Origin of the sequence: Microbacterium wangyouchuni (genome assembly GCF_051546305.1) — a bacterium.
Taxonomy (GTDB): Bacteria; Actinomycetota; Actinomycetes; order Actinomycetales; family Microbacteriaceae; genus Microbacterium.
On sequence record NZ_JBPTMA010000002.1, the window covers coordinates 129,237 to 150,562 of the forward strand.

At 64.4% G+C, this 21,326-nt stretch carries 16 protein-coding genes; 3 read left to right on the forward strand and 13 right to left on the reverse strand.

Going from position 1 to position 21,326, the window contains the following annotated elements:
• Window positions 1–2 precede the first annotated feature (2 nt).
• The 9 genes from ACSS7Z_RS03960 to ACSS7Z_RS04000 all read right to left on the reverse strand — a co-directional run bounded on the left by ACSS7Z_RS03960 (window position 3) and on the right by ACSS7Z_RS04000 (window position 12,914).
• A complete protein-coding gene (locus ACSS7Z_RS03960; protein ID WP_438253185.1) occupies window positions 3–1,439 on the reverse strand; it encodes a GH1 family beta-glucosidase in 1,437 nt (478 codons plus the stop codon).
• On the reverse strand, window positions 1,436–3,670 hold the full coding sequence (gene yicI, locus ACSS7Z_RS03965) for an alpha-xylosidase (RefSeq protein ID WP_438253186.1): 2,235 nt from the start codon (window positions 3,668–3,670) through the stop codon (window positions 1,436–1,438). Before yicI ends, ACSS7Z_RS03960 begins: the two co-directional genes overlap by 4 nt.
• A complete protein-coding gene (locus tag ACSS7Z_RS03970; protein ID WP_438253187.1) occupies window positions 3,667–5,997 on the reverse strand; it encodes a glycosyl hydrolase family 95 catalytic domain-containing protein in 2,331 nt (776 codons plus the stop codon). Before ACSS7Z_RS03970 ends, yicI begins: the two co-directional genes overlap by 4 nt.
• A gap of 1 nt (window position 5,998) precedes the next feature.
• Window positions 5,999–6,907 (reverse strand): carbohydrate ABC transporter permease, encoded by a 909-nt coding sequence (locus tag ACSS7Z_RS03975; protein WP_438253188.1) that lies wholly within the window; start codon window positions 6,905–6,907, stop codon window positions 5,999–6,001.
• On the reverse strand, window positions 6,904–7,788 hold the full coding sequence (locus ACSS7Z_RS03980) for a carbohydrate ABC transporter permease (RefSeq protein WP_438253189.1): 885 nt from the start codon (window positions 7,786–7,788) through the stop codon (window positions 6,904–6,906). Before ACSS7Z_RS03980 ends, ACSS7Z_RS03975 begins: the two co-directional genes overlap by 4 nt.
• A gap of 98 nt (window positions 7,789–7,886) precedes the next feature.
• Entirely contained in the window at window positions 7,887–9,182 is a 1,296-nt protein-coding gene (locus ACSS7Z_RS03985; protein WP_438253190.1) for an ABC transporter substrate-binding protein, read from the reverse strand.
• 16 nt (window positions 9,183–9,198) lie between these two features.
• Window positions 9,199–11,256, reverse strand: coding sequence for a beta-galactosidase (locus tag ACSS7Z_RS03990; protein ID WP_438253191.1), 2,058 nt, complete (start codon window positions 11,254–11,256; stop codon window positions 9,199–9,201).
• Window positions 11,257–11,284: 28 nt separating this feature from the next.
• On the reverse strand, window positions 11,285–12,283 hold the full coding sequence (locus tag ACSS7Z_RS03995) for a LacI family DNA-binding transcriptional regulator (protein WP_438253192.1): 999 nt from the start codon (window positions 12,281–12,283) through the stop codon (window positions 11,285–11,287).
• Between the two features lie 172 nt (window positions 12,284–12,455).
• The gene (locus tag ACSS7Z_RS04000; protein WP_438253193.1) at window positions 12,456–12,914 is read right to left on the reverse strand and encodes a GNAT family N-acetyltransferase; all 459 of its coding nucleotides are present in this window, start codon (window positions 12,912–12,914) and stop codon (window positions 12,456–12,458) included.
• A gap of 118 nt (window positions 12,915–13,032) precedes the next feature.
• Here ACSS7Z_RS04000 and ACSS7Z_RS04005 point away from each other — a divergent pair, with 118 nt between their 5' ends.
• A complete protein-coding gene (locus ACSS7Z_RS04005; protein WP_438253194.1) occupies window positions 13,033–15,252 on the forward strand; it encodes an NADP-dependent isocitrate dehydrogenase in 2,220 nt (739 codons plus the stop codon).
• Between the two features lie 69 nt (window positions 15,253–15,321).
• Here ACSS7Z_RS04005 and ACSS7Z_RS04010 read toward each other — a convergent pair whose 3' ends face one another.
• Window positions 15,322–16,785, reverse strand: coding sequence for a L,D-transpeptidase (locus tag ACSS7Z_RS04010; protein ID WP_438253195.1), 1,464 nt, complete (start codon window positions 16,783–16,785; stop codon window positions 15,322–15,324).
• Window positions 16,786–16,978: 193 nt separating this feature from the next.
• Between ACSS7Z_RS04010 and ACSS7Z_RS04015 the strand changes: the two genes are divergently transcribed.
• Both ACSS7Z_RS04015 and nagB read left to right on the forward strand, forming a co-directional pair.
• Window positions 16,979–18,163: an ROK family transcriptional regulator gene (locus ACSS7Z_RS04015; RefSeq protein ID WP_438253196.1), complete on the forward strand. Its 1,185-nt coding sequence runs from the start codon at window positions 16,979–16,981 to the stop codon at window positions 18,161–18,163.
• Between the two features lie 150 nt (window positions 18,164–18,313).
• Window positions 18,314–19,093, forward strand: coding sequence for a glucosamine-6-phosphate deaminase (gene nagB / locus ACSS7Z_RS04020; protein WP_438253197.1), 780 nt, complete (start codon window positions 18,314–18,316; stop codon window positions 19,091–19,093).
• A gap of 91 nt (window positions 19,094–19,184) precedes the next feature.
• On the opposite strand, the gene ACSS7Z_RS04025 is transcribed toward nagB, so the two are convergent.
• The 3 genes from ACSS7Z_RS04025 to ACSS7Z_RS04035 are packed head-to-tail and all read right to left on the reverse strand — an operon-like array spanning window position 19,185 to window position 21,314.
• The gene (locus tag ACSS7Z_RS04025; protein ID WP_438253198.1) at window positions 19,185–19,592 is read right to left on the reverse strand and encodes an NUDIX hydrolase; all 408 of its coding nucleotides are present in this window, start codon (window positions 19,590–19,592) and stop codon (window positions 19,185–19,187) included.
• A complete protein-coding gene (locus ACSS7Z_RS04030) occupies window positions 19,585–20,946 on the reverse strand; it encodes an FAD-binding oxidoreductase (protein ID WP_438253199.1) in 1,362 nt (453 codons plus the stop codon). Before ACSS7Z_RS04030 ends, ACSS7Z_RS04025 begins: the two co-directional genes overlap by 8 nt.
• Entirely contained in the window at window positions 20,943–21,314 is a 372-nt protein-coding gene (locus ACSS7Z_RS04035; RefSeq protein WP_438253200.1) for a YrdB family protein, read from the reverse strand. Before ACSS7Z_RS04035 ends, ACSS7Z_RS04030 begins: the two co-directional genes overlap by 4 nt.
• Window positions 21,315–21,326 lie beyond the last annotated feature (12 nt).

The following is a 21,326-nucleotide window of genomic DNA, read 5'->3' on the forward strand; positions in this document are numbered from 1 at the left end:
GATTACGCGGGGAGCGCGCGGGTGCGCACGAGCTCCTGGTACCAGTGCCCGGAGTCCTTGACCGTGCGCTCGAGCGTGTCGAAGTCGACGCGCACGATGCCGAACCGCTTCGCGTAGCCGTAGCCCCACTCGAAGTTGTCCAGCAGCGACCACACGAAGTAACCGCGCAGGTCGACGCCGCGCTCGATGGCGCGGTGCGCTGCGGTGAAGTGGCGGCGCAGGTAGTCGGTGCGCTCGGGGTCGGGCACGGAGCCGTCCTCAGCAACCTCGTCTTCGAAGGCTGCGCCATTCTCGGTGACCATCAGTGGCTGCTCGGGGAACTGCTCCGAAAGCGAGACGAGAAGCTCCTCCAGACCCTCGGGTGCGATGTTCCAGCCCATCGCCGTGTACGGCCCCGGCTGCTGGACGAACTCGACGAGCTGGTCGCTGCCCGGCCAGGCCGTGCCGGCTGAGGTGCCCTTGTGCCCGTCGTTCTGCTGCTTCGCGGAGACTCCGTCCCACAGCCGAACGGTCGCGGTGGAGTAGTAGTTCACACCGAGCACGTCGATCGGCTGGTTGATCGTGGCAAGGTCGCCGTCCTGCACGAAAGACCAGTCGGTGACCTCTGCGGTATCAGCGAGCAGGTCGGCGGGATACTCGCCGCGCAGCATCGGATGCGTGAACGCGCGGTTCGCGAGACCATCAATGCGGCGCATCGCCTCGGCAGCACCATCGCCCTGGCCGCGCAGCACGTGGAAGTTGAGCGTGACCGAGTAGTCGGGGTCTCCGGTGGAGGTTGCTCGCAGTGCCTGGATCGCGCGACCGTGGGAGAGGTTCAGGTGGTGGACGGCTGCGAGCGCGGATGCTGGCTCGGTGCGTCCGGGGGCGTGCCCGCCCTGGCCGTAGCCGAGGTACGCCGAGCACCACGGCTCGTTCAGCGTGGTCCAGGTGTGCACGCGGTCGCCGAGCGCCGTGCCCATGATCTCCGCGTAGCGCTCGAAAGCATCGGTGGTCGCGCGCGACGTCCAGCCTCCGGCATCCTCGAGGTACTGGGGGAGGTCCCAGTGATACAGCGTCGCGACAGGACGGATGCCGCGCTCGAGCAGCCCGTCCACCAGGCGCGAGTAGAAGTCGATGCCCGACTGATTGACCGCACCGTCGGCGGTCGGCTGGATCCGTGGCCAGGCGATCGAGAAGCGGTACGCCTCGAGTCCGAGCTCCTTCATGAGGTCGAGGTCTTCATCGACGCGGTGGTAGTGATCGCATGCCACATCTCCCGTGTCGCCGTTCCACACCTTGCCGGGTGTCTTGCTGAAGGTGTCCCAAATCGACGGGGTACGTCCGTCCTCGGCCGCTGCGCCCTCGATCTGGTACGAGGCGGTGGCAGAGCCGAACGTGAAACTCTTGGGGAAGACGAGGCCGGAATCGCGGTAGTCGGCCGAGCCAGTTGTGGCAGTCATTCGGTGGTCTCCTCGAGGTCTGCGGTGTAGGTGCGGGCGACTCCGCCAGGCGACGTCACCGTGATCGTGCGGCTCCCGGTACCACCGGGGAAGACGCGCAGCTTCAGTTCGTCATGGTAGTCGTAGTCCGGGCGGTCGGTCCGTGCTCCCCAGGGGATCACTGCTCCAGGGCGGACGTACAGCGGCAGAGAGTCGAAACCGTGCGTCTCGCGTCGCCAGCCGCCACCGGTGACGTGTTCGCCGGTGAGTAGATGCGTCCACTCGCCTGCGGGTAGATAGAACTCCACCTCGCCCGATTCCGAGAACACCGGTGCGACCAGGATCTCCGAGCCGAGCATGTACTGCCGATCCAGATGCGCGACGCCAGGATCGTCGGGGAACTCGAGCAACATCGGGCGCATGAGCGGGATGCCGGAGCGGGTGGCATCCATTCCCGCTTGGAAGAGATACGGCATCAACTGCATCTTCAGATGGGTGAAAATCCGGGTCACCTCGACGGCTTCATCGTCGAAGGCCCACGGGACCCGATAGCTGCGCGAACCATGGAACCGACTGTGACTGGAGAGCAGCCCGAACGCGGTCCAGCGCTTGTACACCGCGGGGTCAGGCGTGCCCTCGAATCCGCCGATGTCATGACTCCAGTGCGCGAATCCGCTGAGCGCGAGGGATAGACCACCCCGAAGCGTCTCGGCCATTGAGGTGAAAGTGGAGGTCGAATCGCCGCCCCAGTGCACGGGCATCGTCTGGCCCCCTGCGGTGGCAGAGCGCGCGAAGAGCACCGCGTCGCCCTCGCCACGAGCCTCGACCAGAACGTCGTGCACAGCACGGTTGAACAGGTGGGTGTAGAGGTTGTGCATCTGAGCCGGGTGCGAGCCGTCGGCCCAGACCACATCGACGGGGATGCGCTCGCCGAAATCGGTCTTGAAGCAGTCCACACCCTGTGCGATCAGGACTCGTAGCTTCGACTGGTACCAGCTGGTCGCGTCGGGATTAGTGAAGTCGACCAGACCCATCCCGGCCTGCCAGAGATCCCATTGCCACACCGATCCGTCAGGGCGCTTGACCAGATGCCCGGCCTCGACCGCCTCGGCGAACAGCGATGAACGCTGCCCGATGTACGGGTTGATCCACACGCTGATGCGCAGGTCCTTCTCGTGCAGGCGGGCGAGCATGCCCTCCGGGTCGGGGAAGGTGCGCGGATCCCACTCGAAGTCGCACCAGTTGAACTCACGCATCCAGAAGCAGTCGAAGTGAAACACCGACACCGGAAGCTCGCGGCTGGCCATCTCGTCCACGAACGCGGAGACGGTCTTCTCGTCGTAATCGGTGGTGAAGCTGGTCGACAGCCACAGTCCGTACGACCACGCGGGGACCACCGGAGGGCGTCCGGTGAGAGCGGTGTAACGCTCCAGCACGGCAGCCGGGGTCGCACCTGCGATAAGGAAGTACTCCAGCGCTTCACCGGGTACGGAGAATTTCACCCGTTCCACCGCTTCGCTGCCGATCTCGAACGACACATGCCCCGGGTCGTTGACGAGCACGCCGTAGCCGCGATTGGAGAGATAGAACGGGACGTTCTTGTACGCCTGTTCGCTGGAGGTCCCACCGTCTGCGTTCCAGATATCCACCGTCTGGCCGTTCTTCACAAGCGGTCCGAACCGCTCGCCGAGACCGTAGATCAGTTCGCCGACTCCGAGTTCGAGCTGCTCGTGGATGAAGACCCGAGCGGAGGCCGTGGTCGGCTGATTCTCGCGGATCTCGACGATGCCCGAGTCAACGAGGGCATCAGGGCTGAGCGTCACCAGTGCCTGTGACCGCGCGCCGCTGCCAGTCAGTCGACGTCCATCCATGTCGAACGACAGATCCCAGGGTGCCCCGGAGCGGATGCGTGCCGTCAGCGATCCGGTGCTGAACACGCCCTCGTCGTTGCTCAGCCGGGTGGTGCCTGCACCCGCTCCCGCACCGGGGAGGGAGAACCCGCCGTGCCACCCGTGACCCTTATGGTGTTCGATTCGCACACGGATCACACCCTCCATAGGACTGGACAGCGTGGTCGTGAGCACCGGCCGGTTCAACGTGTCGCCGCGGTGTTCGATCTGCTTGGTTGGCGCGGTCACCACGATCCCGCGGCCGTCGGAGGTCATATCGGTCTCGAAGATGTCGTACGCCTCCTGGGCATACAGGGCGGTGACGCCGGGTCGCAGCTGCCAGAACCCGTCGGTGAACTTCACGGATGCTCCTGTCTGTGGTTGTGGGCGTGATCCGCCCAGGTGATTGTGTGCCGTTTCCCGAGAGGAAGGTCGATGGTCACGGATTCATTCGCGAACACCAGCGTGCGGGGTCCGGCGGCACGGGGTGTTCGAGCGAGAAGCGACACGGTCTGCGGGCGACCGGCCGACCAGTACAGATCCACGGTGATCCCCGGCCGAGCGACCAGATCGGTCACCTCTCCGGACGACAGCTCGGACGGGAGTCCTCGGAGAAGATCGATTCTGCCTGGCCGCTGGCTCTGCACGATCATCTCGGCGAGTGCGCCGACGAGCCCCAGGTTGCCATCGATCTGAAACGGAGGATGCGCGGCGAAAAGATTCGGATACAGTCCGGCACGGTGCGCTGCGCCCTCCGTTGCCTGGCGGGTCACGAGCGGCAGCAGCCGAGCTGCGCGGTCGCCGTCTCCGATGCGCGCCGCAAGCGCGAGCTTCCAGGCGAGCGACCAGCCGGTCGAATCGTCGCCGCGTACATCGAGGGTCTTGGCGACGGCGATGTGTCGGGCGTCAACGCCGGAGTCGCCGGGAAACCACGGGAAGAGGTGTGAGATGTGCCGGTGACCCGGATCGGCTGCTGTTTGGTGCTCTCCCCATTCGGTGATCGTGCCGTCCTGGCTGATACGCGGGCCGTCGACCGCGGTCAGCGCGCTGCGACTTCGCGCGACGATCGGATCATTTTCGTGTCCGCTCTCAGCCGCGAGCGCAACCGTCGTCTCCAGAACCTCGCGGATCAGGGCGCGATCGAGCGCGCTGGATGTCGTGATCGCTGCCGTCGTCCCGCCTTCTGCGATGTAGGTGTTCTCCGGAGATGTGGAGGGAAAAGTCTCGACCGAGCCGTCGGCCCGGTCTGAGAAGTCCAGCAGGAACTGCGCGCAACCGTGTACGACGGGCCAGAAACGCTGTGCGGTCGCCGGCGACATCGCACCGAAGCGGCGGTGCTCGTCGAACTGACGCACGAGCCAGGCGCCGCCGAACGGCCACAGCGCCCATGATGCATCTCCACGGGTGGGCTCCGAGTACGCCCACGCGTCGGTGTTGTGGTGGGCGACCCATCCACGGCAGCCATACAGCCGCTGTGCGGTGTCGGCACCCCGGAAGGCGAGGCCCTCGAGCAGTTCGAGCAGCGCGAGATGCGCATCGGAAGCGCCAGTGGTTTCTGCGCCCCAATAGTTCATCGGGGTATTGATGTTGAGCGTGTAATCGGATGACCACGGCGGTTGCATCTGGTTGTTCCAGATGCCCTGCAGATTCGCGGGGAGACCGCCGGCCCGGCTGCAGGAGGACAGCAGGTAGCGACCGTAGTCGAACAGCACGGTGAGTGCCTGTGACGGCGCGGCTTCGCCGATGGTATCGGCGAAGAAGGGCATTTCGGCGGCGTGCGGGCCCAGCCGCAACCGCATCCGATCGTGGCGGGATCGACGCGCGGCGATGTGTGCTGCCAAGAGGTCATCAGCCGAGGCAGAGGAACTCGCCCTGAGCTGGGCGGTAGCGGCTGCAATGGCCTCCGCCGGATCACGAGGGTCGGTGCCGACAGTGTCGAATGTGGTCGCTGCAGCGAGCACCACGCGAATCGTCACCGCATCCCTGATGCGGATCACATCCCGATCGACGATCGCTTCGCCATCATGTGTGATGTGCACTTCTACGGCTGCGTGCACGGGAGTGACACCATCGACGTCCCAGCGATGAGCAGGCTCTGCGGGTTCGTGGGCAGGCGCGGCGTCGCCCGGCGCAGCGACGAGAGACGAGAGTCCGTCCGTGCGGAGCTGGGCGGAGATGGCGCGCAGTGGGGAGGAGAAGGAGATCTCCACCGGCGTGGGCTCGCCTTCGATGCGAAGCTCGTGCAACAGCACGTCGGGTGTCGCCAGCGTTGCGGTCCGAGAACGGATCGAGGTGAGAGGTGCCTTCTGGACCGCAGTGTGCACAGCATCCGACAGCGCGAGCGATCTCTCCACATCTGCGGTCAGGTCGGGTGTGGCGATGACAAGCTCGCCGAGTGGCAGGAAACTCTGTGCATATCGGTGCGAGAGTGTCGCGAGTTCACGTTCGGCATCTACCGGCCGGCCCGCGTCGAAGAGGGCGCGCCCCCGTTGCAGCGAGTCGTGCGCTGCCGCGGCGGAGACGGTGTCAGTGCGAGCGCTCTGCGGACCGCCCGACCAGAGGGAGGATTCGTTCAGACCGATCCGCACCCCGCCCTCTTCGATACCCACCATCGCACCCAGACGACCGTTCCCGAGGGGGAGCCGGTCCAACCATGAGTGCGATGGCCGGTGATACATCAACGTCGTCATATCAGAAACGCACGCCGCCCATCGTGAGTCCTGAACGCCAGAACCGCTGCAGCGAGATAAAGATCACGATGATCGGAATGATCGAGATCAGCGCTCCGATGATGACGAGTGACTGCAGTCCGGGGATGGTGATCGCGGCCTGACTCCAGCCGGAGAGGCCGACCGTGACGGGTTGGAGCCGTGCGTCGCTGAGGACCAGCAACGGCAGCATGAAGTTGTTCCAGCTCCCGATGAAGGCGAACAACAGGATCGTCACAGCGCCGGGGCTGAGTAGCTTGAACGAGATCGACCAGAACACCCGCCACTCACTGGCGCCGTCCAGGCGGGCGGCTTCCAGAAGGGCCATCGGCACGCTCGTCTGCGCGTAGACGAAGCCGAGCATGACTCCGAACGGGTACACCAGGCTCGGCAGGAGAACGCCGATCATGGTGTTGTTCAATCCCATCTCCACGAGCAGCACGTAGGTTGGCTGCGCCAAGACCGTCTGCGGAACGAGCATGCTGCCCAGAGCCGCGGCGAGGATCACCGTGCGCCCCCGGAATCGGTACATCGCCAGCGCGTATCCCGAGATCACGCTGATGAGCGTCATCAGCACGCTGCCGAGCCCCGAATAGATCAGGGAATTGAACATCCAGCGCCAGAAGATTCCATCGGCCTGCGCGGTGAGGGCGACCAGGTTCTCCCAGAGGTTGATGTCGGCGAAGAGGAACCCCGGGGTCGAGAACAGGTCGCCGGTTGACTTCGTCGAAGCGACGATGAGCCAGTACACCGGGACCAGGAAATAAAGCGCGACGATGATCATGAAGATCCACGCGAGCGCTCTGGCGAGGGCACTGGGCCGCTCGCCCTCGGCAAGGAAAGGACGACGCTTGGAGCGTTTTTCATTGGTCACTATGGCGCGAGTGCTCATGCGGTCGCTCCCTTCCGGCGGTTCTGGACGAGCGATAGCAGGATCGACAGAGCGAATGTGACCAGGCCGAGGATGATTGCCATCGCGGAGCCGAGGTTGATGTTCCCGCCCAGCGTCGTCGCCTGGAAGATCGCCATGTTCGGGGTGTAGTCACCGGTGATGTTCGAGGTGATCGATCGCATCGTCATGGGTTCGTTGAACAGCTGCAGCGTTCCGATGATGGAAAACAGAATCGTCAGCATCACTGCTGGCATCACCATCGGCAGTTTGATCTGCAGTGCAGTGCGGAACTCGCCGGCACCGTCGAGCCGCGCGGCCTCGTACATATCTCGCGGCACCGTCTGCAGGGCAGCGAAGATGATGATCACGTTGACGCCGGTGACAGTCCAGATCGACACATTGGCGATCGACCACAGCACGGTGCCAGGGGCCAGGAAGTCCACTGGGATGCCGAGATCACGCAGACCTTCGACAATGGGGCTAACGCGAGGCTGGTAAAGGAAGCCCCAGACGAGGGCAGCGACGACGGACGGCACAGCGTAGGGGAGAAAGACGCTCAACTGGAAGAACGGCTTCATTCGCACGACGGCCGAGTCGAACAGGAGAGCGAGGAGGATGGCTAGGACCATCATCACCGGGACCTGGACGATGCCGAACAGGAGCACTCGCCCGAAGCTCTCGATGAAACCCGCATTCTGGAATGCACGGATGTAGTTGTCGAACCAGACGAAAGCGAGCTCGTTGGCGCTGCCACCCAGCCCGAGGCCGTCGCGTTGCACGGAGAACAAGCTCATCCACACCGCCGTCACGATCGGCAGCACCAGGAAGACGATGAACAGGACGATGAAGGGAAGAAGGAAGAGGTATGGGGCCAGCCGCACCCCCGCGGGGAGGGGGGGGGGGGGGGGGGGGGGGGGGGGGNCCGCCCCCCCGCGGATGCGGCGGCGCGGGGTGGCCAGCTCTGGGGCTGTCGGACTCATCAGCGGACGTCGAGACCCAGCGCGGTCATCTCATCGAGCGTCTTGTTCTGCACGATGTCGAGCGCCTCCGCGAAGGTGATCGCTCCTGCAGCAACGCGACCGAACTCATCCTTGAGTGAGTTCACCGTCACATCGTGGGTGGGACCTGCCGTCCATGTGCCGGGCACTCGTTCGGCAGCCTCGGCGAAGACCTCGTTGATTACCTGGCCGCCGAAGAACTCACTCTCCACCAGCAGCTTCTCGGAGGCGAGGCCTTCAACCGCTGACGGGAAGACGCCGCCGTCGATCAGGTAGTCGAGACCCGCCTCACTGCTGTTGAGCCAAGCGACGAACTCGACGGCTTCCGCGACGTGCTCGGTGCCGGTCGGGATAACGTCGACACTGCCGCCGGATTCGCCGGCGCTCGGGGCATCACCGAAGGTGGGGGTGGGAGCAACCGCCCAGTTGCCTGCGGTCTGTGCAGCGCTCTCCTCCAGCAGGACGGGGAACCACGCGGCGTAGTTGATCGTCGCGATGGTGCCCGCGTTGACCTCGGCCCAGTACTCCGGCGTCCACATCTCGACGGCCTTGACGAGATCCTCGTCGAGGAGGGTCTGCCAGAGCTCGGCGACTTCTTGGCTCTTTTCGTCGTTTACGGTGACGACCCAGGAATCGTCCTCGATCTGGAAGAAGCTGCCGCCGTTCTGCCAGATGGTCTCCATCCACAAGCCGGACTCGTTCGGGGAGAACTGGGCGATGTACAGATTAGGATCGGCTGCCTTCAGCGCACGTGCGGTCTCGAGGTAGTCGTCCCACGTCTCCGGAAGCTCCAGCCCGTGCTGTTCGAAGATGTCGGTCCGGTACATCAGGCCGGTCGGGCCGGAGTCCTGCGGAATCCCGTAGACCGAGTCGTTGAACGTGACCGTTCCCCATGCGCTCTTCGTGAACGCGGATTCCAGATCTGCCGCGTGCTCCGTGAGATCGGTGAGGCGGTTGTTGACGATGTGTCCGGGAAGTGAGTGCGCGGACATCTGCACGATATCCGGTGCTGTGCCCGCATCGATGGCGGCGGGGATCTTGTCTCCGTCGTCTCCGGTCATGCGGAAGAAGTCGACCTGGATGTCGGGATTCTCCTCATTCCAGGTGGCGACGGCGTCTTCAAGTCCGGGGACCCAGCCCCAGAACTCCAGTGTCACCGGTCCGTCGCTCGGGTCCTCTGCGGACGACCCGCCGCTGCATCCGGCGAGGGCGAGCGCAATGCCCGTTCCGAGCGCGGTGACGCCCAGGAGTCGCTTCGATCTGTGTAGCTGTGCCATCTTCGGCACCCCTTTCTCAGTTGTCTTCTTCGGGTGTGGGGACAGAGTGTTCGCGAACGATCCGCACATCGCCACCTGCGATGAGGAGGGCTCCATCGACGGATGTCTGCGTGAGGAGCTCGAAGCCGTGTGCTTCGACATGACAGTCGCGGTCGGAATGATTGATCGCGAAGAGATAGGTGTGCTCTCCGGCGTTCCTGCGCACGAGTTCGACGTGCTCGGACACGAGCGGGTTGTCCTGGGGGACATCCGCCTCGGCGAGAATCCGACGCAGATGGAGGGTGAGGCCTGCCGCATCCGGGCGAGTCGACAGGTAGTGAGCGAGTCCAGTGCCGAACCTGTTGCGGGTGAACGCAGGACTGCCGGAGGGGATGACCGGATGTGCGTCATCTGTGTAGGTGACCACCGCTTCCGCACCGTCGAGGTGCACAACTTCGGTCCATGATTCCGCGCGGGTCCCGTCGGAGAGTGTGACGCTGTCGTCCGAGCGCAGCGGGACGTGCTCCTCGACTCGGATGCCGAGCACTTCGGCGAAGGCGGCGGAGTATCCGCCGGTACGGACGTGGAGATTTTCGTCGACGGAGCCGGCGAGATGCCAAACGGCCAGATGCCCGCCGGAGCGGACGAAATCGGCGAAGCGGTTCTGCTGCTCGTCCGTGGTAGGAAGCAAACTCGGCACCAGCACGACGCGATATGCGGAGAGGTCAGAGTCCGCAGAGACCACATCGACGAGCTGGCCGAGATGGCTCAGCGCAGTGTGGACTGCGCGCACAGCAGGCAAGAACGCGATGTCCGATGAAGGCATCGCCCTGGTCTCCGCTGACCACCATGCCTCGGCGCTCCAGACGATCGCGACCTTCGCTTGTATGACGGGTCCGCTCAGTGGCGGCTCAGCGATCTCCGGGATGCGGCCGAGTTCGACGCCCAGTTCGCTCAGCTCGCGGAAGATCCTGCTGTCGGCACCCGCGTGCGGCACCATCGCGGAGTGGAAGAACTCGGCACCGACCAGCGGTGCACGCCATTGGAAGAACAGCGAGCCCATCGCTCCGCGAGCGAGGTACTGGTAGGTGTTGCGTCGGATTCGACCCGGTTCCTTCACCAGCATGCGCCCGCCGGCGTAGTCGTAGATCAGGCTCGTCGACTGTTCCATGAGCAGCCACGGACGACCACCGTTGAACGAGCGGGCAAGATCGGCGGCGAAGGCGACGTGGGTCTCGCCCTCTGGCCCCTCGTCGTCGAGGTAGTGATCGATCGAGACCACATCGATCTCCCTCGCGAACGCCCACTGGTCGTAGTGGTTCCAAGTCGGCAGCATGAAGTTCGTCGTGGTCGGGACGCCTGGTGTGATCCGCCGCACGATTTCCAGTTGATCCTTCAGACGCGAGAGCAGCGTCTCGGCACTGAACCGTTTGAAATCGAGGACCTGCGCGGGGTTGGGCAGGTACTGCGTCGGGGCGAGAGCAGTGATGTCTTCCCAGTCGCTGTAGACCTGAGACCAGAATGCGGTGTTCCAACGCCGATTGAGGACCTCGAGTGAGCCATGACGATCGCGCAACCAGATCCGGAAGGCTGCGTCGGTCACGGGGCCATGCGATACGGTGCCGTATTCATTGTGAAGGTGCCACAACACCAGAGCCGGGTGATCCCGATAGCGCTCGGCGAGGACGGTGGTGATCCGCTTCGCTGCCTCGCGATACGCGGAAGCCGCGGGGTTGTACGTGTCTCTGCTGCCGTGCGACAGCCGCGTACCGTCCGGCCGTACGGGAAGCGCCTCCGGGTGCAGACGCGAGAACCACGGCGGTGGTGACGCGGTCGGCGTGGCGAGGACGACGCCCACCCCGGCCGCATGCAGTCGATCCATCGCCGCATCCAGCCAGTCGAAGCGATACTCGCCGGGGGACGGCTCGATCGACGCCCAGGAGAAGACGCCGACGGTCGCCGTGTTGACACCGGCGCGTTTCATCAGTTCTACGTCCTCGGTCAGCACCTCATCCGACCACTGCTCCGGGTTGTAGTCGCCGCCGAACCACAGTCCGGAACGAAGGTGGGGTCGAAGCGCTTCGATGTCAGGCATGATGATCTTCCTCGGAGTGCGGGGGTGGTCAGTCGGCGCGGGCGACCGAGACGGAGCCTCGCTCGGTGTAGGTCGGGTCGATGAGGTGGATGCCAGCGGGGAGATGTGGATCCTCAAGCAGTTGCATGATGAGCTTGACGGCGCGGTCGCAGGACGGTTGGGGAACCAGCGGAATCGCATCGAGCGGAGTGGCGAAGGAGTCCATGTCGAACGTTGCACCGACGGAGATCAGGGAGATGTCTTCCGGAACGCGCAGACCGCGCTCGGCGAGCTGCTGCGTCACCGCGGCGTGCGCCTCCTGGGTTGTCTGCAGGATGATCCCGGTGACCCCGGCAGAAAGAAGCTTGTCGAGAGCCGCGTGAACAGTCGTCTCGATCGGAACGAAGAGGGCTTCTGGCCCCTGGGTGTCGGGGTTCCCCAAGAACGCGTCACGTGCTCGGGGCGGGAAGTTGGAAACCTCATAGGCATGCTCGGGATGTCCGAGCATGCCGATTCGCTGGTGTCCTGCTGTCGTGAGCCTGTCGACTGCCAGTCTGACCGCTCCCTCGAAGTCGAAGTCCACGCAGACCAGTCCCTCGTGCTCGTCGGGAATGCCGATGAACACGGTCGGGATATCGATCGACCGCGCGAGCGCGACCCGATCGTCATCCGGTGCGACGTCGAGGACGATGATCCCGTCGACCAGTCCGCTGGACGCCACGCGCTGCATCCCGGCCGACGCTTCCACGTCGGTCAGAAGGAGAATGTCGTAGCCGACCTGTCGCGCAGCGATCGAGGTGCCGAGGACGAACGCCATGTGCGTCGGCGCATGGGTGTCAGCACGGAACGGTTCCGTCAGGGCGAAGATCTGGGTGCGGCTTCCTGCGAGCATTCGGGCTCCGGCGTTGGCCTGATACCCGAACTTCTCAACAGCCTCCTCGATGCGTCGGCGAGTGTCTGCGGAAACAGGACGCTTGCCACTGAGCGCATAAGACACAGTGCTGATCGAGACGCCGGCGGCCTTGGCCACGTCGTGTATTGACGTCATCCGGACTCCTTCGTCGCTCTTGCGGAATGCTGTCGAAGCGTTTCGCGAAACGCTTCGACAGTGATACTACGCAGAGTTCGAGCGCGAGCGCAAGCCTTTTGTGGTCAAGGCCAACAAAAGAAAGGCGACGAGGCCTCGGTGGGGGAGGGGATCCGAAGCCCCGCCGCCGGTATCAGGGGGTCAGACGGATTTCGGCGATCACTTCGGAATACGCGGTCTCGCCGACCGGGGTGAACCCCACGCGGCGGAAGAACGCCTCAGGGCCATCGCTGCCGGCCTCATAGATCACATTGACGTGTTCCATGCCGCGCGTGCGGGCCTCATCAAGCAGATTCGCCACGGCGAAGCGGCCGATACCGCGACCCTGATCGTCCGCGTCGACGTTGATGCGCCAGAGGACGGACCGGAAGTGCTCTTCGGGTGCTTCATCGTCAAAGTTGGCGCTGACGAAGCCGACGACCTCGTTGCGATCCAAGACGACTCGTTGCCATGAGGTCTGCGGGTTGATCACCGTGGCGGCGATACCGTAGGACACCGGAGCGAGGAACTGCTCCTGCCCAGGCTTGAGCGACATGTTGTTCACAGCGACGATCGTCGCAGCGGATAGTTCGACCATGCGCAGTTCCGACATAAGCCCAGGGTAACCTCTCGAAGCATTTTGCGGGCAAAAGATGTCTGCGAACGGCTTCGAGGGCACTCAGGTATCTTGGTATCGAGACAAATTTGACTCGTGAACGGAGAATCTCCCGGTGACCGACGACGCCATCATCTACACGTACACGGACGAGGCACCGGCTCTGGCCACTGCATCGTTCCTCCCGATCGTCCAGGCCTACGCAGCACAGGCCGGAATCGACATCGAAACCCGCGACATCTCGTTGGCCGGCCGCATCCTCGCGACCTTCCCTCAGAAGCTGACGGCCGACCAGGAAGTCTCTGATGCTCTCGCTGAGCTGGGTGGACTGGCCACGCTCCCCGAGGCGAACATCATCAAGCTGCCGAACATCTCGGCATCGATCCCGCAGCTGAAGGCGGCCATCGCCGAGTTGCAGGCGCAGGGCTATGACGTCCCCAGCTTCCCGGACGAGCCCTCCTCTCTCGAAGAGAAGGACGTGCGCGCACGCTACGACCGCATCAAGGGATCGGCCGTCAACCCGGTGCTGCGCGAGGGCAACAGCGATCGCCGCGCGCCGCTGGCAGTGAAGAACTATGCCAAGAAGCACCCGCACCGCAACAAGCCGTTCGCAGACGGATCCAAGACTCGTGTCGTGACTCTCGGTCACGACGACTTCAAGGCCAACGAGAAGAGCTGGGTCAGCCCCGGCGATGATGTGCTGACCATCCAGCACGTCGCCGAAGACGGCACGGTTACCGCGCTCAAGGAGAACCTGAAGGTTCTGCCCGGCGAGATCGTGGATGCCACGTTCCTCTCGGCCGCGGCCCTGGACGCGTTCCTCGCTGAGACGCTTGCCGCCGCCAAGGCGGATGACGTGCTCTACTCGGTGCACCTCAAGGCCACGATGATGAAGGTGTCCGACCCGATCATCTTCGGTCACGTCGTGAAGGCCTACTTCGCTGATGTGTTCGCCGAGTACGGCGACAAGCTGGCTGCGGCCGGCCTCAGCGCCAACGACGGTCTCGGCTCGATCCTCGCAGGACTCGCCGACCTCGACGGTGGCGAGACGATCGCCGAGGCGTTCTTCCGTGCCATGCAGAATGGGCCGCGCCTGTCGTACGTGAACTCCGACAAGGGCATCACGAACCTGCACGTGCCCTCCGACGTCATCGTCGATGCATCCATGCCGGCGCTCGTCCGCAACGGCGGAAAGCTCTGGGGAGCGGATGGCGGCGAGGACGACACGATTGCGGTCATCCCCGACTCGTCTTACGCGGGCGTCTACCAGGCGACCATCGAAGACGTCATCGCCAATGGTCCGCTTGACCCGGCCACGATCGGTACTGTTCCGAACGTCGGCCTCATGGCACAGGCGGCCGAAGAGTACGGTAGCCACGACAAGACCTTCGAGGTCACTGCAGCCGGCCGCATCCAGGTAGTCACCGCAGCTGGCGACGTCGTGCTCGAGCACAGCGTTCAGCCGGGCGACATCTGGCGCGGCACTCAGGCCAAGGACGTTGCGATCCGTGACTGGGTGAAGCTGGCCGTCACGCGAGCTCGCGCGAGTGCGACGCCGGCCGTCTTCTGGCTGGACGAGGCACGTTCGCACGACGCGGCACTCATCGCCAAGGTCAATGAGTACCTGAAGGATCACGACACCGAGGGGCTGACGATCAAGGTCCTCGCTCCGGAGGACGCCACCCGTTACTCGCTGGAGCGCCTGCGTCGCGGTGAAGACACCATCTCGGTCACCGGAAACGTGCTGCGTGACTACCTGACCGACCTGTTCCCGATCCTCGAGGTCGGAACGAGCGCCAAGATGCTTTCGATCGTTCCGCTGCTCGCCGGCGGAGGCCTGTTCGAGACCGGTGCCGGTGGATCGGCGCCGAAGCACGTGCAGCAGCTGGTGGAGGAGAACTACCTGCGCTGGGACTCGCTGGGCGAGTTCTTCGCGCTGGCAGCGTCATTCGAGCACTTCGCAGACCGCACCAAAAACGAGAAGGCGCGCGTTCTCGCCGAGACGTTGGATGCTGCGACCGGAACGTTCCTCGAAGAGGATCGTTCGCCCGGCCGCAAGCTCGGCACGATCGACAACCGCGGCAGCCACTTCTACCTGGGGCTGTACTGGGCGCAGGAGCTCGCGGCACAGACGAAGGATGCAGATCTGGCCGCCGCCTTCGGTCCGATCGCCGCAGACCTCACTGCCAAGGAGCAGGAGATCGTCGAGGAGTTGAAGGCCGCACAGGGCAACCCCGTCGACATCGGTGGCTACTACCGCCCCGACACCGCCAAGGTCGCGAAGATCATGCGTCCGTCAGCGACGCTGAACAGCATCATCGACGCTCTGGCGTAAGCACAGGGACAACAATGGGGCCGGATGCTGTGGCATCCGGCCCCATTGTTGTCTGTTGCCAGTGTTGGCTCAGTAGTGGATATTGATGCCGACGCCCTCGGGTGACCAGTCGTAGAGCCACTGCGCGCGCCACTCAGGCATCCCCACGCAACCGTGGCTCTTGGGCGTGCCCCAGGCTTCGTGCCAGTACACACCGTGGATTGCCTGGTCGCCGTTGAAATACATGACCGACTTCACATTCGGCTGGAAGTAGTGCGGAGCCTGTGCGAGGTCACGGTTGCCCATGTTCTGGCTGGACGTCTTCCAGCCGACCTGGTACGAGCCGGTGTGCGTGTTGAAACCATTGACGCCGGAGGAGACGAGCCAAGAGTCGATGGCGTTGCCGTTCTCCAGAACAGTGATGGTCTGAGTGGCGAGGTTGATGTCGATCTGACGCAGCCGCGTCGTGGTCTCGAACGCGGTTTCGTTGACGTTCAGTTCGAATGCGGCGTCGCCGCTTTGAAGCTGCTCAGCGAAGTCGGATGCCGCATTGCTGACGTCGCCCAACTCGCGACCGCTGACGCCGGCGACGATCTCGCGGAGCACGTCTCCTGCGCCGTTGACGATCACATCGGCGTTGACGGCGGCACGATTGACGAGTTCGGGCAGGGTGTCGACGATAGCCTGGATCGCGGACTCGTCCGCGGTGATGTTCAACTCACTGCCGTCGTTGGAGACGTTGAGCCAGGTGGCGGCGACGGCTGGTTCGACGGGGACCGTGCGCTCTTCGCCGACGTAGAAGCCGATGGCGGCGAGCATGGTGTTCAGCTCTTCCACGGTGGTGGCGGCTTCTTGGTCGCTGATGAGCGCCGGAGATTCGGCGGGAGCCGCGGAGTAGCTCATCGAGCTCTCACCGTCAGCGAGAGCTTCGGTGATGGCGGTGGTGAGATCGGCAAGGTTGATGCCGGTTCCGGCTTCAGCTGCCGTGGAGACGTAAGTGCCGGTGCCCGCGTCAAACGCGACGGTTGCGTCGACAGCATCCGTGTAGCTGGCCGGAATCAGCGCACGCAATGCGTCGGTCGCCAGTTCCGGATCGACGGCGATCGTGCCGGTGAGCGGTTCTGGCATCCATTCGCCGAGCTTCCACATCGGGTGAGCGGCGAATGCTTCTTCAGCCAGAGGTCCGGCGTCGATGGCAGCGCCGAGCTCGGCGCCGGTGATGACCTGCTCGTCGGCGACATCGGTGAGGGTGATCTCGAGGTTCGCTAGGCGCGAGTTGACGGCATCCGTTGCGCCACCGGGGGTCAGGCCTCCGACAGGGACGCCAGCGATCGTCGTTCCCGGTGCGATCAAGAATACGGAGGCAACACCGGCAGCGACCAGCAGAGCTCCTGCGCCAATTCCGACCCAGAGGCCGACACGGCGTTTCTTCGGTGCGGGCTCGTGCGGAGCCCATTCGACTGACGGGCCACTGCCGCCCGGCGGCGGTGGCGCCGGTGTGACAACCGTGGTCTGTGCAGTGTCTGCGCCTGGAGTGGCAGCAAGATCAGTCACGAATTCACCCCCCGTGATTTTGACGCGACATACTTCCCTTTATCATACGGTGCGCCGGGTAACGGAGAGGCAACGGTTGGTCGCGGGGCAGGGGTGAGCTGCGGCGTAGGATGAGGAAATTGCTTTCGTGGACTTTTTACTCTGGGGGTAAAAGTGGTTGCGAAACTGTCGTTCGTAAGGTCTACTAACAAATATGTCCGCATTGGATGACACGCCTCAGGCGCCCGTAACTGAGTCAGTTACTGTCGGCTCTCATGCCTTCGGGCCATCGCGCAGGCTGCGCTCGCGGGTCAAGGCGCTTCCTGAGCACGCCCGCGGCCACAACCGCGCGTTGGTGCTGCAGATGCTGTACCACGAAGGCGAGATGAGCCGGGCGGATCTGGCTCGCGAGACGGGCCTGACCCGGGTGACTATTTCGGATCTGGTCTCGGAGTTCATCGCTGACGGCATCGTCGTCGAGCTCGGTGTGCGAGAGACCTCTGGTCCGGGCAAACCACCGATTCTCATCGACATCGACCGCAAGGGACATCAGATCATCGGAATAGATCTTTCCGATGCTGAGGTCTTCCGGGGCGCCGTGCTCACCCTGGATGGTGAAGTCGTGGAGCGTCGCGAGATCGCACGCACAGAGCGGGGCGACGGGGATGCCGCATTTGCCGCGGTGCTGGGACTCGGCCGCGACCTCATCGCGGCATCCACAGAAACCCTGCTCGGCGTCGGCGTCGGAACCCCCGGTGTCGTGCGCACCGACGGGGTCGTACTCAACTCGCCGAACCTGGGCTGGATCGATTTTCCGCTGGAGGAGAAGCTGAACGCTGCTCTCGGCCTCCCGGTTCTGGTGCGCAATGATGCCAACGCGGCAGCGCTCGCCGAATACACCTTCGGCGCCGCTCGTGCGGACTTCATCCTGATCAAGATCGGGGTCGGCGTGGGATCCGGACTCATCTCCGGTGGACAACCGTTGCGCGGCAGTCGCTTCGCCGCTGGTGAAATCGGCCATGTCGTGGTCGGCACCGATGGGGGCCCACAGTGCATCTGCGGCAAACGCGGTTGCCTGGAAGCGTGGCTGAGCGTCACGCGCCTGACCGCCGAGATCGATGCCAATCCCGAGGCGCGCGAGGAGATCTTGCGCGACGCCGGTACCCGATTGGCGATCGCGATCGCTGCCACCGTCGCTGCACTCGATCTGACTGACGTCGTCGTTGACGGACCAGCGGAACTGCTCAGCGGAACGTTCATCGATGCCGCACTCGCAGCATTTCGCGAGCGGACTCTCGACGAGTTCCGCGACGTGGTAATTCGTCTGACCCCGCAGGATGACATCGTCCTGCTCGGCACCACGGTGATGGTGCTGTCGGGACAATTAGGAGTCTCATAGTGGCAGTGGTGCGCCCGGTCAGAGGTCTGGCCGGGCGGATTCCATCGCGCCTCGATGAGAGAATTGAACTGCTTCCATCCGGTTCCCCTGCGGCTGCTCTCAGCGCCGCGCCGGTGGGAGCACATGTTCGTGAAGAGGAGACTGTCGTCCATGGCTGAAGTCGTTGTTGTCGAGAACGCCGCTGCTGCAGGTGCACTGGTGGCGGGCGAGATTGTGCGACTCATCGCACACCGCCCGGATACGGTGCTGGGCCTTGCGACCGGTTCGACGCCACTGCCGGTTTACCAGGCGCTTCACGGACGACTCGCGGGCACCGATGTGTCGCAGGTCCGCGGCTTCGCGCTGGATGAGTATGCGGGCATCGACCCGAAGCATCCGGAGAGCTATCGCTCGGTGATCACTCGAGAGGTCGTCGAACCTCTCGGGCTGAACCCGGAGAACGTACACGTGCCCAACGGCTCTCTCGACGGAATCGAGCACGCCGGCGCCGACTACGAAGCAGCGATCACCGCAGCGGGCGGCGTCGACCTGCAGATCCTCGGGATCGGAACCGATGGGCACATCGGCTTCAACGAGCCGGGCTCGTCGTTTGCTTCACAGACCCGGGTGAAGACACTCACCGAGCAGACACGCAAGGACAACGCGCGCTTCTTCGACTCGATTGATGACGTGCCGAGGCACTGCATCACGCAGGGGCTCGGCACGATCCTGCGCGCGCGTCACCTGGTACTGCTGGCGTTCGGCGAGGGCAAGGCACGTGCTGTGGCGGAGGCTGTTGAAGGACCGGTCAGCGCGCTGGTGCCGGCATCCGCGATTCAGATGCATCAGCACGTCACAGTCGTCGTCGACGAGGCAGCAGCGTCGAAGCTGAAGCTCGTCGACTACTACCGGTACGCCTTCGCGAACAAGCCCGCCTGGCAGGGAATTTAACCCCCACCCCACCCACACCCTCACCCCCTGCTTGCGAGTGGGCGCGCGTGGCTCAAGTTTTCGCGATTTATGAGCCACAGCCGCCCGCTCGCTAGGGGGAAACAGCGGGCCAGGCGAGGGGGAGCAGATGCTCCACGCTCAGCGGGGCCAAGGGCAGCGTGCCGATCTCCGCAGGAGTGATCCAACGCAGCTCGGCGATTTCCGCCTGCACCGCGACCTCGCTCGCATCGATCGTGAGGGCGAAGGCATCCGCGACCACACGGTATCCCGGCTCATTCGCGGCGGCAGAGATGAACCGTCCGAGCGGGCGCAGTGCGTTCTCATCGACCTTGAGGCCGAGTTCCTCATCGAGTTCCCGGGCGAGTGTCTGCGCGGGGTTCTCGCCAGCCTCGGGCTTCCCGCCCGGCTGCATGAAGGCGATCGTGCCTTGCTTGCGAACCACGAGCACCCGGCCAGCGGGGTCCTGGATGATCGCTGCGCTCACATGAATGTCAGGCACGGTTGAATACCTTCCCGGGATTGAGGATGCCGAGAGGATCGAAGACAGCTTTGATCTGACGCTGCAGCTCCCACTGGTTTTCACCGAGTTCTTCGGCGAGCCAGCGGCTCTTCAGCATCCCGATGCCGTGCTCGCCGGTCAGCGTCCCTCCCAAGCGGATGGCGGCACGGAACAGTTCATCGGCCGCCTCCCAGATTTGGGCAGGAACGTCGGGCCCCTCGAAGATGAAATTCGGATGCAGGTTGCCATCACCCGCATGCGCAACGGTGGGGATCGTCAGGCCAAACTTCTGCTCGATCCGCGCGATCTCGTCAAACATGCTCGGCAGGGCGCTGCGCGGAACCGAGACGTCTTCGATCAGCGTGGTGCCAAGAGCTGACAGCGCCGGATGGATCGAGCGGCGGATCGCGAGCAACCGTTCGCCTTCAGCGCGGTCGTAGCTCAGCACGACCTGCCCGCCGGCGTCGGTGAGCACTGCGGCGATGAGATCGGCCTCTGCCGTGGCAGCCGGGCCGTCTGTCTGGATCGTCAGTTGAGACGATCCAGCCGGGGGAGCGGGCAGGCTCAGCAATCGGTGGACGGCTGCGAGGCTGGTCGCATCGATGAGTTCCATGATCGCGGGCTGAGCGCCGGATGCCGTCACCACTGCCGACCCGGTGGCCGCATCGGTGACGGTGGGAAACAGCGCTGTGATGGTGCAGACGTCTCCGGCCACGACACGCTTGAGCTTCAGCGTCGCGCCGACCACGACGCCGAGGGTTCCCTCCGAACCGATGACGAGAGAGGTCAGATCGAGCCCGGTCACGCCCTTGACGCTGCGGTGGCCCAGATGCAGGAGCCGTCCATCCGCGAGTACGAGATCGATCGCAAGAACCGCATCGCGCACGACGCCGTACTTCGCGCACAGCAGTCCACCGGCACCGGTGGCGATGTTGCCGCCGACCGTGGAGATGTCTCGGCTGGCCGGGTCGGGCGGCCACCACAGCCCGTGTTCTGCGAGCAGCGTGTTCAGCTCGGCGTTCAGGATGCCGGGCTCGACGACGGCGAAGAGATCATCGGGGCGCACTTCGAGCACCCGGTTCATCCGCACAGTCGACAGGACGATCTCACCGGGCCCGGCGTTGGCAGCCCCCGCGAGCCCGGTGCCTGCACCGCGCACCACGACAGGTGTGCGGGTCTGCGTGGCGATTCGCATCGTCTGCTGCACATGCTCGACGGTCTCGGCATGAATGACAGCGAGCGGGCGGCCTGGGGAGGCATGCCCGGAACGGTCTGCGCGCGCGGCTTCAAGCGTGCCGTCGGTGACATCGACGATGTCGCCGAGAGCGTCCCGCAGGGCCGCAGCGACGGTCACTGCAGGTTTCTCCGACCCGCGAAGAGTCCGGCGGTGACGGCGACGAGGGCGAAGCCGAGTCCGACCCAGGCCTGATCCATCGACCACCAAACAACGGTGACACCGGCATAGATGAGCAGTTCAACGACCGCGCGCACGAATGGATGCAGGCGAAGCAGAGGACGCGGCGACAGGAACAGCGCCCAGATGACCAGAACGAGCAACGGCGCACCGATACCGAACACGAGGTTCCACGGGAAGGCCCACATCGCAAAGCCCCAGAGCACGAGCGATGCGATCGCTGCGACCAGGATCACGGCCCGGATGATGTCGAGCGGAGCGATGTTCGGACGATTGACACCGGGGATTGCGTCAGGAGCTTCGGACATGCTCCCAGTCTA